The sequence below is a fragment of the Pseudonocardia ailaonensis genome (assembly GCF_039531635.1).
Classification (GTDB): Bacteria; Actinomycetota; Actinomycetes; order Mycobacteriales; family Pseudonocardiaceae; genus Pseudonocardia; species Pseudonocardia ailaonensis.
In genome coordinates, this window is sequence record NZ_BAAAQK010000007.1 from 121894 (window position 1) to 135085 (window position 13192).

At 75.6% G+C, this 13192-nt stretch carries 15 protein-coding genes; 7 read left to right on the forward strand and 8 right to left on the reverse strand.

Annotation, left to right across the window (positions count from 1 at the left end; genetic code table 11):
* The first annotated feature begins 49 nt into the window (after positions 1–49).
* The 4 genes from ABD324_RS15285 (at position 50) to ABD324_RS15300 (ending at position 3927) form a co-directional block, all read left to right on the forward strand.
* Positions 50–1063 carry an XdhC family protein gene (locus ABD324_RS15285; protein WP_344417006.1) on the forward strand — a complete coding sequence of 338 codons (1014 nt, stop codon included), beginning with the start codon at positions 50–52 and terminating at the stop codon, positions 1061–1063.
* Positions 1064–1140: 77 nt separating this feature from the next.
* Positions 1141–1758, forward strand: a complete 618-nt coding sequence (locus tag ABD324_RS15290) for a YdcF family protein (RefSeq protein WP_344417260.1) — start codon at positions 1141–1143, stop codon at positions 1756–1758.
* Positions 1755–3005, forward strand: a complete 1251-nt coding sequence (locus ABD324_RS15295; protein WP_344417008.1) for a deoxyguanosinetriphosphate triphosphohydrolase — start codon at positions 1755–1757, stop codon at positions 3003–3005. The genes ABD324_RS15290 and ABD324_RS15295 overlap by 4 nt, the downstream gene beginning before the upstream one ends.
* Before the next feature lie 58 nt (positions 3006–3063).
* Entirely contained in the window at positions 3064–3927 is an 864-nt protein-coding gene (locus ABD324_RS15300; protein WP_344417011.1) for an aldo/keto reductase, read from the forward strand.
* Positions 3928–3979: 52 nt separating this feature from the next.
* Here ABD324_RS15300 and ABD324_RS15305 read toward each other — a convergent pair whose 3' ends face one another.
* From ABD324_RS15305 to ABD324_RS15340, 8 genes are all read right to left on the reverse strand, one after another.
* Positions 3980–4279, reverse strand: a complete 300-nt coding sequence (locus ABD324_RS15305; protein ID WP_344417013.1) for a DUF3040 domain-containing protein — start codon at positions 4277–4279, stop codon at positions 3980–3982.
* A 59-nt stretch (positions 4280–4338) separates the two neighbouring features.
* Positions 4339–4620: a ferredoxin gene (locus ABD324_RS15310; RefSeq protein ID WP_344417015.1), complete on the reverse strand. Its 282-nt coding sequence runs from the start codon at positions 4618–4620 to the stop codon at positions 4339–4341.
* The gene (locus ABD324_RS15315) at positions 4617–5834 is read right to left on the reverse strand and encodes an NADH-ubiquinone oxidoreductase-F iron-sulfur binding region domain-containing protein (protein WP_344417017.1); all 1218 of its coding nucleotides are present in this window, start codon (positions 5832–5834) and stop codon (positions 4617–4619) included. The genes ABD324_RS15310 and ABD324_RS15315 overlap by 4 nt, the downstream gene beginning before the upstream one ends.
* Entirely contained in the window at positions 5831–6454 is a 624-nt protein-coding gene (locus tag ABD324_RS15320) for a ferric reductase-like transmembrane domain-containing protein (protein WP_344417019.1), read from the reverse strand. The genes ABD324_RS15315 and ABD324_RS15320 overlap by 4 nt, the downstream gene beginning before the upstream one ends.
* Positions 6451–7392 (reverse strand): FAD:protein FMN transferase, encoded by a 942-nt coding sequence (locus tag ABD324_RS15325; RefSeq protein ID WP_344417021.1) that lies wholly within the window; start codon positions 7390–7392, stop codon positions 6451–6453. Before ABD324_RS15325 ends, ABD324_RS15320 begins: the two co-directional genes overlap by 4 nt.
* Positions 7392–7715 carry a hypothetical protein gene (locus ABD324_RS15330; RefSeq protein WP_344417022.1) on the reverse strand — a complete coding sequence of 108 codons (324 nt, stop codon included), beginning with the start codon at positions 7713–7715 and terminating at the stop codon, positions 7392–7394. Before ABD324_RS15330 ends, ABD324_RS15325 begins: the two co-directional genes overlap by 1 nt.
* 110 nt (positions 7716–7825) lie before the next feature.
* Positions 7826–8854, reverse strand: coding sequence for an iron-siderophore ABC transporter substrate-binding protein (locus ABD324_RS15335; RefSeq protein ID WP_344417024.1), 1029 nt, complete (start codon positions 8852–8854; stop codon positions 7826–7828).
* A gap of 84 nt (positions 8855–8938) precedes the next feature.
* Entirely contained in the window at positions 8939–9391 is a 453-nt protein-coding gene (locus ABD324_RS15340; RefSeq protein WP_344417026.1) for a MaoC/PaaZ C-terminal domain-containing protein, read from the reverse strand.
* Between ABD324_RS15340 and ABD324_RS15345 the strand changes: the two genes are divergently transcribed.
* The 3 genes from ABD324_RS15345 (at position 9390) to ABD324_RS15355 (ending at position 13145) form a co-directional block, all read left to right on the forward strand.
* On the forward strand, positions 9390–11411 hold the full coding sequence (locus tag ABD324_RS15345; RefSeq protein ID WP_344417028.1) for an ATP-dependent Clp protease ATP-binding subunit: 2022 nt from the start codon (positions 9390–9392) through the stop codon (positions 11409–11411). The genes ABD324_RS15340 and ABD324_RS15345 overlap by 2 nt on opposite strands.
* Positions 11412–11579: 168 nt before the next feature.
* Positions 11580–12398, forward strand: coding sequence for an SMP-30/gluconolactonase/LRE family protein (locus ABD324_RS15350; RefSeq protein ID WP_344417030.1), 819 nt, complete (start codon positions 11580–11582; stop codon positions 12396–12398).
* A gap of 69 nt (positions 12399–12467) precedes the next feature.
* Positions 12468–13145 (forward strand): GntR family transcriptional regulator, encoded by a 678-nt coding sequence (locus tag ABD324_RS15355; protein ID WP_344417032.1) that lies wholly within the window; start codon positions 12468–12470, stop codon positions 13143–13145.
* The last annotated feature ends 47 nt before the right edge of the window (positions 13146–13192 follow it).

The window sequence follows — 13192 nt, forward strand, 5'->3', positions numbered from 1 at the left end:
GCCCGGCGGGGCGGGGGAGACCGGGTGGGGGCGTGGGTAGCCTGGGCGGGTGAGCGTCGCCACTGGTTCTGATCCCCGTCGTGAGCTGGGGGCCGCGTTGCGGCGGTGGGCCGCGGGCGGGGTCTCGTCCGTCGGGGTCGTGCGGGTTCTCGACCGGCACGGGTTCGGCACCGTCGAGTCCGGGCAGCTGCTCGCCGGGACGGCCGCGGGGGAGACCGCCGGGGTGCTCTATCTCGGCGCGCTCGACGACTCCGCCCTCCCGCTCGCCGGGGCCGCCGCGGACCGGGCGCAGACGAAGGACGCGCACGTCACCGAGGTGAACGCGTTGGCCGCGGGCCTCGCCTGTGCCGGTGGTGCCACGCTGCTCGGGCATCCGCTGCCGGCGGGGCTCGCCGCCGCACTGGGGGAGGCCCTCGAGGCGGCCCGGCCCGCCGCGCTGATCTCGCGGATCGACGGCGGGGCGCCGGTGGTGCTCACCGGCGCCGAGCTGGAGACGGTCCACGGCACCCCGGATCCCGAAGCGGTCGATGCCGCCCGCTCCCTCCTCCGCCGCGGCGCCACCGTGACCGAGCGGCGGACCCTGGGAGACACCGAGATCCTGCTCGACCTGTGGGTGCCGGTGCCGTCGGTGCTGGTCGTGGGCCAGGGCGCGATCGGCGAGGCCCTGCTCGCGCAGGCCGCGCTGCTCGGCTGGTCCGGCCGCGCCGTCACCGACATCGACGAGGCACGGGCCGCGGTGGCCGCGTTCACGGACGCGGACGTCGTCGTGCTCCTGGACCACGCCCCCCGCTTCGACGCCATGCTGCTCGCGGGCCTCGCCCACGGCCGCGGGTTCCTCGGCGCCCTCGGTTCGCGCCGCACCCAGTCCGCCCGCCGCGAGCGGCTGCTGGCCGCCGGCGTCACCGAGGAGCAGCTGGCCACGATCCACGGGCCGGTCGGGCTGGACCTGGGCGCCCGCACCCCGGCGGAGACGGCCGTCTCGATCGTCGCGGAGGTCATCGCGGCCCGCTCCGGGCGCGTCGGCGTGGCGTTGGACGCGTCGGGCGGGAAGATCGGGGGGTGAGCACCGCCCCGATCCGGCAGGCCGCGTCCGGCTCCGAGCCGACGACCGTCCGGTTCGCCGCGGTCGCGCACCGGCGCCTGAACTGGTTCTGGCGGCTCCTGCTCGGCACGCTGCTGATCGGCGCGGTGATCCTCGGCGGCACCATGTTCCGGGTGTGGCAGACCGCCCGGGTCGACGGCGACCGCCCGGTCGACGCCGTGGTCGTCCTGGGCGCCGCGCAGTACGACGGCGAGCCCAGCCCGATCCTCGCCGCCCGCCTCAAGCACGCGATCGCGCTCTACAAGGAGGGCCTCGCCCCGCGGATCGTCACGGTCGGCGGCAACCGCGTCGGCGACGAGTACACCGAGGCCGAGGCCGGCACCCGCTACCTGGTGCGAGGCGGCGTCCCGGCGTCCGCGATCACCACGGTCGCGGAGGGCTCGGACACGCTCGGCAGCCTCAAGGCGGTCGCGGCCACGGCCCGGGCGGCGGGCTGGGGGTCGGCCCTGATCGTCTCCGACCCGTGGCACTCGCTGCGCGCCCGCACCATGGCCCGCGACGAGGGCCTCGAGGCCTGGACCTCGCCGACGCGCAGCGGCCCGATCGTGCAGACCCGCGAGACGCAGGCCCGCTACATCGTCCGGGAGACCGGCGCGCTGCTCTACTACCGGCTCACCCACGCCTCGGCGGAGACCGAGAGCTCCGGCCTCGGATGAGCGGCTACACCGACCACGACCGGGAGCGCCTGCTCCCGGAGCCGCCCAAGGGTTCCGGGCTCGGCGAGCACCACCGCCGCGAGCGCCGCTCGGCGTTCTCCCGGGACCGCGCGCGCGTGCTGCACTCCGCCGCGCTGCGCCGGCTCGCGGGGAAGACGCAGGTCGTGGGCCCGGGTGAGGACGCGGACATCAGCGGCATCCCGCGCACCCGGTTGACCCACTCGCTGGAGGTCGCCCAGATCGGCCGCGGGATGGCCGAGGAGCTCGGCTGCGACCCGGACGTCGTCGACACCGCCGGGCTCGCCCACGACATCGGCCATCCGCCGTTCGGGCACAACGGCGAACGCGCGCTCGACGAGATCGCCGCGGCCTGCGGCGGCTTCGAGGGCAACGCCCAGACCCTGCGGATCCTCACGCGGCTGGAGCCGAAGGAGGGCTCGGGCGGGCTGAACCTCACCCGCGCGACGCTCGACGCCTCCTGCAAGTACCCGTGGACGCGCCGGGGCGGGCTGCGCAAGTTCGGCGCGTACGCCGAGGACGCGGAGGTGTTCGCCTGGGTCCGCGAGGGAGCGCGCGGGGACGCCCGGGCGGTCGAGGCGCAGGTCATGGACTGGTCCGACGACGTCGCCTACTCCGTGCACGACGTCGAGGACGGCGTGCTCTCCGGCCGCATCGACCTCGCCGCCCTCGGCTCCCCGGAGGAGCGCGCGGTGCTGGCGATCCTGGCTAGCACCCACTTCGGCGCCGATCCGCAGGCCTGCGAGAAGGCCGCCGTGACCCTCGCCGGGCTGCCCGTGGTCGACGCCGTGCGCGGCTTCGACGTCGCCACCGCCCCCGCCGCCGGGCACGCGGCGCTCAAGCGGCTGACCAGCGAGCTCGTCGGCCGGTTCGTCCGCGCCGCCACGGACGCGACCCTGGACGAGTGCGGCGACGGCCCGGTGCTGCGCTACACCGCCGACCTCGTCGTCCCGGCCGAGGCGGCCGCCGAGGTCGCCCTGCTCAAGGCGGTCGCGCTGCGGTACGTCATGAGCGATCCCGAACGGCTGCGGATGCAGGCCCGCCAGCGCGAGCTGATCGCCGAGCTGGCCGCCGCCCTGCTGGCCGGTGCCCCGGAGAGCCTCGATCCGGTGCGGGCCGAGGACTGGCGGGCCGCGGCCGACGACGGGGCCCGGCTCCGCGTCGTCGTGGACCAGGTGGCGATGTTGACCGACGCCGGCGCGATCGCCTGGCACCGCCGCCTCACCTGACCGATTCAATCGGAGGTTCCTCCGCATACGTGTTACGGTGAAACGGAGGAGGCTCCGAATGAACACGTACACACTGGCCGGGCGGGCCGTCCCGCGGATCGGCTTCGGCGCGATGCAGCTGGTGGGGCACCGGCCGGTGCCCCGGGAGCGGGCGGTGGCGGTGCTGCGGCGGGCGGTCGAGCGCGGCGTCACGCACATCGACACCGCCGAGTTCTACGGCGACGGCGCCGTCAACGCCCTGATCAGGGACACGCTCGCGCCGTATCCGGACGAGCTGCTGCTGGCCACCAAGGTCGGAGCCGTGCGCTCCGGGGGGACGCTGGCCGCCGCGCAGCGCCCGGCCGAGCTCCGCGCGCAGGTCGAGGCGAACCTGGCCTCGCTGAGTGTGGAGCGGCTCGGCGTGGTGAACGTGCGGCGGGCCGACGCGCCACCCGGGATCATCGCGACGGGGGAGCAGCAGGTCCCGCTCGACGACCAGCTGGCCGAGCTGATCACGTTGCGCGACAACGGGAAGATCGGCGGTATCGGACTGAGCAATGTGGACGCCGCGCAGCTCGAGGGGGCACTCCCGGCCGGGATCGCCTGCGTGCAGAACTCGCACAGCGTGCTCGACCGCGCCGCCGAGCCGGTCCTCGACCTCTGCCGGGCGCACGCGATCGCGTGGGTGCCCTTCTGCCCGCTCGGCTCCGCCTTCGCCGGACACCCCAAGGTGGCGGACGACCCGGTGGTCCGGGAGGTCGCCGCGACGCTCGGCGCGACCCCGGCGCAGGTCGGCCTGGCCTGGCTGCTCGCCCGCTACGAGGGCACGCTGCTGATCGCGGGCACGACCGATCCCGCCCACCTCGACGAGAACCTGGCCGCGGGCGACCTGGTGCTCGACGAGCGGAGCCTCGCCCGGCTGGACACCCTCGGCGCGGCGTAGTCCGTCGGTGGGCGTAGTCCGTCGGTGGTCGCCTCGGGCGCGACCGGAACGCTCAGCCGTCGCCGCGGAGCAGGCGCCGGGCCCGCTGCGCCCACATCACGCCGGCGACCAGCACCACCACCGCGGCGACCATCAGGCCGACCGTGAGCGTGGCGGCGCCGGCGACGGCGGCGACCGCGCCGATCAGGATCACCAGCGCCGCGCCCAGCAGCTCGATGCGGGCGTCGGCGTCGTCGAGATGGGCGGGGGCGCGGGCCACGCCCCGGGTGAGGGCCTCGGCCAGGGCCGGGTCCTCCCGCTCGAGGTTGAGCTCGATCGCCCGCAACGCCTGCCACTCCGCACCGTCGAGCATCGCGCCTCCTCGGACCGCCTGGCAGCCTGTACCCGGTCCGGCGGGTTCTCATTCCTCCCTCAGGAATGTTCCAGCCGAAGGGCCAGCCGGGGGCAGAGACGGACGGCCTCGCGGGCGTCGCGCCGGCGGGCCCGGGGGACCGGGATCCCCCCGCCCCTGCCCGGGGCGGCGCTGCTCCCTCGCGGAGCCACGCCGTCCTCGCGGGGGAGCGGGTAGCCCCAGTCGTCGCGGTCGAGCAGCTCGGGCAGCAGCTCGGCGCACACCCCCCGGCCGGTGCACCGGGTCCAGTCGATGCGCAGGCCCTCCGACGGCGGCGGGCTCGGGTGGGCGGCGTGCGTCATCGGGGTGCCTCTGCGTGGGGCGGGGAGCTCTGCCCGGTCGCGAGGCAGCCGCCCCGCAGGTGGGCGTCGACGTCCGTGGCGAAGACCCGCAGCGCCGAGCGGACCAGCCGCACCGTGCCGTCGGGATGGTGGCAGGCGCCCCGGCCGGTGAGCAGGGCGGAGATCCGGGCGATCTCGGGCGCGGTGTGCGGGTGCCCCGCGGCGAGCCGGTGCAGCAGGTCCGCGAGCGCGGGCAGCCCGTTGCGGCAGGGCCCGCACTGCCGGGCCGAGGCACCGGCGAGGAACGTGGTGATCTCCGCCGTCTCGACCAGTCCGCAGCGGCCGGGTGCCGGCACGTGCAGCACCCCTGCTCCCGGCGCGGCCCCGAACTCCCGCAGCGACTCCCGCGACAGCCGGGCCCGCAGGACCTCGCCGGGTGCGAGCCAGGCGCCGTGGAAGCCACCCACCAGGACGGGCCCGCGCACCTCGCCGAGGACCTCCGGCAGCGGCGTCCCCAGCTCCACCTCGCCGACCCCGCCGGGGCCCGTGACCAGCATCGTCCCCGGTTCGTCCGCGGTGCCGGCCGAGCGGAACCAGTCGGCCCCGCGGCGGGCGACCAGTCCGATGTGGGCGAGCGTCTCGACGTTCAGGACGGCGATCCCGCGCTCCACGAGCCGGCGGGTCTTGTCGGCGGGCACCGGCGGCCGGCCCTCGATCCGGGCGACGGCGGCGGTCTCCTCGCCGTCGAGGAAGCCGCCGTCCCCGGCGACGACCGCGATCCCGCGCTCGGCCGCCGCGGGCCGCACCCGCTCGACGACGTCCGGATGGGCGAGCAGCACGCAGCGCCGGGCGCCGACCGCGCGGGCGGCGGCCTCCAGCCCGTCGAGCACCAGGTGCGGTCCGTGGGTGAGCAGGGTGCGGTCCTTGGCGCTGCGCGGCTCGCCCTCGGCGCCGTTCGCCACGAGCACCGGCCCTGTCGCGGCGGCTGCCCGGCGCCGCGCGAAGGTCGAGCGGGTCGAGGGGCCCGCCGAACCGGTGGTCCGGGGCGAGACCGCGGCGAGCTTGCGCCAGACCGGGAAGGCCGCGCCGCCGCGGCCCGTCAGCCCGGCCCGTTGCAGCTCGGTGACCAGGTCGATCTCCGGGAGCGGGCCGTGCCGCCCGCGGTGGGCGTCGGGATCGGGTTCGGCGGCGTCGAGCAGGCCGGCGCGGCGGGTCGTCGGATCGAGGACGGTCATGGCCGCAGCTCCACGGGTCGGGTGGTCGGTTCGGGCAGCGTCGTCGCGGACCGGCCGCCCCGGCCGGGCGCGCGGCCCGCCGCGGGCCGGTCGGCCTGCCCGAACCGCTCGGACAGCCGCCAGCCGACCGCCCCCAGCACCCCCGCGACGCAGATCCCGAGCACGGTCAGGGACCACGCCGTCGTCGTGTCCGAGCCGGAGCCGACGCCGTGCAGCACGGCGATCGGCCAGCAGGCGTAGGCGAGGTAGTGCACGCCACGCCAGGTGCGGGGCCCGAGCCGGGTGCGCAGCAGGCTCGTGACGGTCACCGCCGCCAGCAGGTCGAGCGCGAGGGCCCCGAGGCCGTACCAGAACGGACTGCTGGCGGCGGTGAACGGCACCACGAGCGCGATCAGGTCGAGCTGGGCGTAGGGGTCGAAGAGCAGCGTCACGACGTGGACCAGGAGGAACACCACGGACAGCAGGCCCGCGCTGCGGTGCACGGCGGTCACCACGTACGGGGAGAGCCCGGGCAGCGGCCGGCCCGAGCGGGTGGCGATGCCCAGCACGACCACGAGGCTGAGCAGCACGAGCGAGATCAGGCCGGAGCCCCGCCCGGCATACCAGAGCGCGTCGGTCATGCCCCGGCCCACCCGCCGGTCGTCACGACCCGGCCGGACCGCGACACCAGCCGCGCCGGCAGCCCCAGCCCGCGCAGCCAGGGCACCGCGGCGGCGCCGTGGACGATCGCGGCGGTGCTCGCGGTGTTGGCGTCCAGGCAGCGGGCCGCGACCACGGAGACGGTGCGCCACACCGGATCCGCGGGCAAGCCGGAGGCCGGGTCCAGGACGTGGTGACGGGTGCGTCCCCCGCCCGTCCAGGTCCGGGAGATCGTGCTGGACGTCGCGATCGCGCCGCCCGCGTCGAGCCGGACGACCTGCGCGGGCTCACCGGGCCCGTCCTGGACGAGGACCGGCCACCCCGCGCCGTCGGCGGGTGCGGGCGGCTCGCCGGCGGTCGCGATGTCCCCGCCGAGCGCGACCAGCGCCCCACCCCCGCAGGTCGCGACGACCGCGGTCGCGCAGGCGTCCGCGGCCCAGGCCTTGGCGGTCGCGCCCAGGTCGAGGCGACAGCCCGCCGGCACGGTGAGCAGGGGGCCGTCGGCCGTCCACTCCACCCGGACCGCGTCCCACCGGGCCCGCGGGACGAGCCGGATCCCGCCGGCCGCCGAGCTCACCGGGGCGATCGCGAGCAGGTCCCGGTCGTAGCCCAGCGCCGCGAGCTCGCTGCCCAACGTCGGATCGACCGCGCCCCCGGTGTGCGCCGCGGCGTCCAGGGCCGCCCCGACGAGCTCGGCGAACAGCGGGCTGACCAGCGTCGGGCGACCCGCGACCAGCCGCGTGAGCTCCGAGTCGGCGAACCGGCTGCAGGCCGCGGCGACGGCGGCGGTCCGCTCCGCCACGACCGCGCGGGCCGCGGGCAGCACCGCCGGATCGGTGACGACGAGCCGGGCCGTCGTCCCCCACAGCGGCCACTGGGCGGTGTCCGGGCCGATCGGCAGGGTCTCCAGGAGCGGCATCACGAACCGCCCGAGGTGGCGGCGCCGCCCGACGATCCGCCGGAGTGCATCCCGGAGCCCGACGGGCTCCACGATCCCGACGAGCTCGATGACCCTGACGAGCTCGACGACCCGGACGAGCCGGACGAGCTCGCGTCCGGCGACGAGGAGTCGGAGGACGTGGCGGTGGAGGTGGTCGAGGCCTCGGCCCGGGTCGCGGCCACCAGGCCGGCGATCCCCGCGGTCCCCGCGACCGCGGCTGCCGCGACGGAAGCCGTCACGACACGAACCCGCCGGCGGGCGCGGTCGCGCGCCGCCGGCGGGTGGGGGTCCTGCTGGGACATGGGGGCTCCTCGCGGATCGGGTGCATCCGCGAGGGTTCAGGCGCCCGCTGTGGGTCTGCTGTGCCCCTCCTGTCGCGGTCGTGAGCGACGCCGCCCGACGAGCCGCGGGCTCAGCCGAGCCTGGCCGCGAGGTCCTTCGGGATGGTGTCGAGCACGGTCGGCAGGCTCAGCACGCTGGAGAAGGAGAGCGCGGCCGACTGGGTGTCGTCGAGCGAGAGCAGGTGTCCCGCGGTGACCGGCTGCAGCTGCGACCAGCCGGGGAAGGCCTCCATGGCCTGGCGCTCGGCGGCACTGGCGGTGATCAGCACGAGGGAGTCGACCGGGTTGAGCTTGCCGATCTCCTCCTTCGAGATCGTCGCGTAGAAGTTCTGGCCGGCGAGCTGGTCGAACTCCTGCGGGACCGTCATGCCGATCGAGGTGAGGAACCGGCCGCGCAGGTCCTGCGAGCTCCACACGAAGTAGCCGTCGTTGGTGGTGCTCGGGCGTACCGCGGCGACGGTCCGGCCCTGCAGGGCCGGGTACTGCTGCTTCACCGCGGCGATCTTCGCCTCGAGGTCCGAGACCAGCTTCGCGGCCTCGGCGGTCCTGCCGAGTGCCTGGCCGGTGATCCTGGTGGCGTCCTGCCACGGGGTGCCGTAGTCGACGAAGCCGGCCGGGGCCGCGATCGTCGGGGCGATCTTCGAGTAGGTGGCGTACTGGTCCTGGGTCAGGCCCGCGGAGATGCCGATGATCAGGTCCGGCCTCAGGGCGGCGATCGTCTCGGTGCCGATCTCACCGATCGGCAGCACCTGCGGCTTCTGCCCGTTCAGCTTGCTCTGCGCCCATTCCCAGGTGGCGGAGGGCTTGCTGCCGGTGAACTCGCGGATCGCGACCGGGACCACGCCGAGCGCCAGGATCGCGTCCTGGTCGGTGTAGCCCAGGGAGACCACGCGCTGCGGGGCGGCCGGGACCGTCGTCGTCCCGAACTTGTGGGTGACGGTCGCGGGGAACGCGCCCGAGGCCGCCGCAGCGGAGGCCGGGGCGGTGCTCCCGGAGCCGGACCCGGAGCCCGATCCGCATGCAGCGAGGACGAGGGCGCCGGCCGCCACGAGGCCGACGGACTGGAGGAGTCGGCGGATCGGCCGACGGATGCTCACCACGTCAGTAAGGGTAGGATCACCTTCCTTACGGTGTCCAACTCATCCGGTTTCGATCCGGACACGATGCCGTGTGGCATCGGGACGTCACCCTGCGTGCAGACGCCGCACATACGTCTCGCAGACCAGCTCCATCCGCAGCCGCCCGTCGGCCGTGAGCGTGCCGCGCTGGGTCACCAGGGCCATGTCCGGACGGGTGGGCGCGACCTCCTCGACGACCAGCACACCGTGCAGCGTCATCCCGGGCCGAACCGGCGCCGGGAGCTGGATCTCGCGCAGTGTCCGGCCGGCGACGACGTCCCAGTGCCGCAACGCCCCGAGCACCGCGAGCCGCTGGTAGACCCCGAGCGTCTGGATGCCGCTGGCGATCAGCCCGCCGAACCGGCCCGCGGCCGCGACCTCCTCGTCGACGTGGAAGTCCTGCGGGTCCCACGCGCGGGCGAACTCCACGATCTCGTCCCGGGTGACCGTGTAGGCGCCCAGCTCGATCGGCGTGCCGACCGGCAGCTCCTCGGCGCGCAGGAGCGTGGGCGCAGACATGACGATCACTCTCGCACGCGGGTACAACGAAGGCATGGCGCAAGAGCCGTTCGGTCCGCTCGAGGAGCTGCTCAAGGGGCTCGTCTCCGGCTTCGGCATGCCCGGGGACGAGCCCGGGGAGGAACCCGGGGCACGTACCTCGACGAAGGTCCTCGACCGCTTCGGCCACGACCTCACCGCCGACGCCCGCGCCGGCAGGCTCGATCCCGTGCTCGGCCGCGACGCCGAGCTCGACCAGGTCGTCGAGGTGCTGGCCCGGCGCACCAAGAACAATCCCGTGCTGGTGGGGGAGCCCGGCGTCGGCAAGACCGCGATCGTCGAGGGCCTCGCCGCGCGGATCGCGGCGGGCGACGTGCCGGCGGCGCTCCGGGACGTCCGGCTGATCTCGGTGGACCTCGCGGGCATGGTCGCGGGCACCCGCTACCGCGGGGACTTCGAGGAGCGGCTCGGTGCCGTCGTCGACGAGGTCGTGGCGGCCGGACGGTCGGTGGTGCTGTTCGTCGACGAGATCCACACGGTCGTCGGCGCCGGATCGAGCCAGGACCAGGCGATGGACGCCGGCGCGATCCTCAAGCCCGCGCTCGCCCGCGGCGACCTGCAGCTCGTCGGCGCCACGACCCCCGAGGACCGGCGCCGCCATCTCGAGCGCGACGCCGCGCTCGACCGCCGCTTCGAGTACGTCCGGGTGCCCGAGCCGACGCCGGAGGCCACCGCGGGGATCCTGCGCGGCCTGCGCGCCCGCTACGAGGAGCACCACCGCGTCCGGATCACGGACGGGGCGCTCGACGCCGCGGTCGCACTGTCCGTGCGCTACCTGCGGGACCGGTTCCTGCCGGACAAGGCGCTCGACCTCGTCGACCGGGCCGCGGCCCGGGCCGCCCTGCGCGGCACCGTCCCCGAGGCTCCCGACGGGCAGGTCGACGCGCTCGTGCGCGCCCGCGAGGTCGCCGCCGATGCCGGCGACGACGAGCGGGTGGCGATGCTCGACCGCGAGCTCGAGCGGCTGGTGCTGGAGAAGGGGCCGCCCGGCCCGGGAACGCCGCAGGTCACGGGCAACGACGTCGCCGAGGTCGTCGCCCAGCGGACCGGCATCCCGGTGGCGGACCTGTCGGTGTCCGAGCGGCAGCGGCTGCTGGACCTGGAGGCGGTGCTGCACCGGCGGGTCGTCGGGCAGGACGCGGCGATCGAGGCGGTGGCCGACGCGGTCCGCGGCGCGCGGGCGGGGCTCGCCGGCCCGGACCGGCCGGTCGGGTCGTTCCTGTTCCTCGGGCCCACCGGCGTCGGCAAGACCGAGCTGGCCCGCGCCCTCGCCGCCGCCCTGTTCGGCTCCGTCGACCGGCTCGTCCGCCTCGACCTCTCGGAGTACGGCGAGCGGTCCGCGGTGAACCGGCTGATCGGGGCGCCCCCGGGGTACGTCGGGCACGAGGAGGCCGGGCAGCTCACCGAGCCGATCCGCCGCGACCCCTACACCGTCGTGCTGCTCGACGAGATCGAGAAGGCCCATCCGGACGTCCTCGCCACGCTGCTGCAGGTGCTCGACGCCGGCCGGCTCACCGACGCGCGCGGCCGGACCGTCGACTTCCGCCACGCGCTGCTCGTGATGACCAGCAACCTCGGCGCCGAGGAGATCCTCGCGGCCGGGTCGACCGAGGCGGTCGAGGAGTCCGTGCTCGCGCTGGCCCGCCGCCGGCTGCGACCGGAGTTCCTCAACCGGATCGACGACGTCGTGCTCTTCCATCCGCTCGGCCGCGAGCACCTGCGGGAGATCACCGAGCTGCTGCTCACCGGCACCCGGGAACGCCTTGCGGCCCAAGGCATCACCCTCGAGGTCACGCCCGCCGCCCTCGACCGCCTCGCCGAACGCGGCCACGATCCCCACTTCGGTGCCCGGCCCCTGCGCCGCCTGATCGGGCGCGAGGTCGAACGCAAGGCCGCCCGCCTGCTCCTCTCCGGCGAGGTCCGCGACCGCCTCCTCCTCGACCTCGCCGACGACGGAACCCTGCGCCTGACCACCCCGTGAGTGGCGATGGTCGCCAGGGCGACCATCGCCACTCACGACCGGACCGGACCGGGCGGGTCCCTACTCCCGGCCGCGCAGTCCGGGCGGTCCCGGCGCGGTCGTCCGGTGCTGTCGGCCGGGCGATGAATAAGGTATATCTTCTGCGAAGAGTGCGACGAGGAGGTACCCGTGGGAGACCAGCGCCTGCTCGGAGCCCGGCTGGGCTTCACCGAGGGCCCCCTCTGGACCGCCGACGGCCGGTTGCTGGTCACCAGCGTGTCCCGCGGGCAGGTCCGCGAGATCGACCTCGACGGCGGCGGTGCGCTGGACGCGATCGAGACCGGCGGCGGGCCCAACGGCCTGGCCGAGGACGCCGCGGGCCGGATCTGGGTGGCGCAGAGCGGGGGCCGGACCATGCCCACCCGCTCGGGCGTGCGGGTCGCGCCCGGCCTGCAGCGGATCGAGGGCCGGCTCGGGAGCACCGCCGTCACCGAGGAGCCCACGAGCGGCCTGCGCGCCCCGAACGACCTGGTCGCGGGCCCGGACGGGCGGATCTGGTTCACCGATCCCGGCCCGCACGACGAGGGCCCCGGCCAGGTGTACGCCCATGACCCGGGCACCGGCACGACCACGCTGATCGCCGACGGCATCGACTACCCCAACGGCCTGCTGTTCGTCGGCGACGTGCTCCTCGTCGCGGAGACGCGCACGGGTGCCGTCCTGGCCGTGACCGGGGGCGCGACCGAGGTGTTCGCCACCCTGCCCGGCGGCGGCGACGGGATGGCCCTCGCGGCCGACGGGCGGATCCTGGTCGCCGTGCCCGACCGGGACCTGATCGCGGTGCTCGCGCCCGACGGCTCGGCGCTCGAGCCGATCCGCTTCGCCGAACCGGCCTTCCCCACGAACCTCTGCTTCGCCGGCCCGGATCTCGACGTCCTCGTGGTCACCGCGGCGAAGGGCGGCCGGGTGCTGGCGCTCGACGGGATCGGGCGGGGCGCCCCCGCCTGACCGGAAGCGCAGAACTTATCCATTATCCTGGCGGCTTCCTGAGTGGATCCCCCTGCACGAGGAGCGGCGATGACGGCCGACCTGTCCCTTCCCCGGCCTGCCGGGCGGGTGCGTCGCGCGAGCCTGTCCTCCCAGGTCGTCGAGCACATCAAGAACCTCGTGTTCGACGGCACGCTCAAGGCCGGCACCCGGGTCCCGCAGGATGCGATCGCGGCCGAGCTCGGCGTCAGCCGCGTGCCGGTGCGCGAGGCGCTGATCACGCTCGAGGAGAGCGGGCTGGTGGCCTCCGAGCCCCACCGGGGCATGTTCGTGCTGCCCATCCGCGCCGAGGACGTCGAGGACCACTACCGGATGTACGGGATGATCCAGGCCCTCGCCGCCGTCCGGGCGGCGGACCGGATCACCGAGCCGGTGCTGGAGAAGCTCGAGGAGCTGCACGTCCGGATGGTCGCCGGCCAGGAGGACCCGCACCCGCTCAACGCCGAGTTCCACCAGCTCGTCAACCGCACCGGGGGCAGCAAGCGGGTGCGCGCGGTGCTGCGGCACCTGTCCCGCAACTTCTCCGACGAGGTGTTCACCGTGCCGCCCGCGGCGGACGAGCAGGCCTGTGCGGACCACAAGGCGATCATCGCGGCGCTGCGCTGCGGGGACCGGCCGGCGCTCGACGCCGTGCACCAGCGCCACGTCCGCCGCGAGGGTGACGCCGTGGTGGCCGAGCTCGCCCGCCGCGGCGTCCTCGCCGACTGACGGTCCGCGCCCTTGACGCGCGTCAGGTACGTCCGTAGAAGATATAC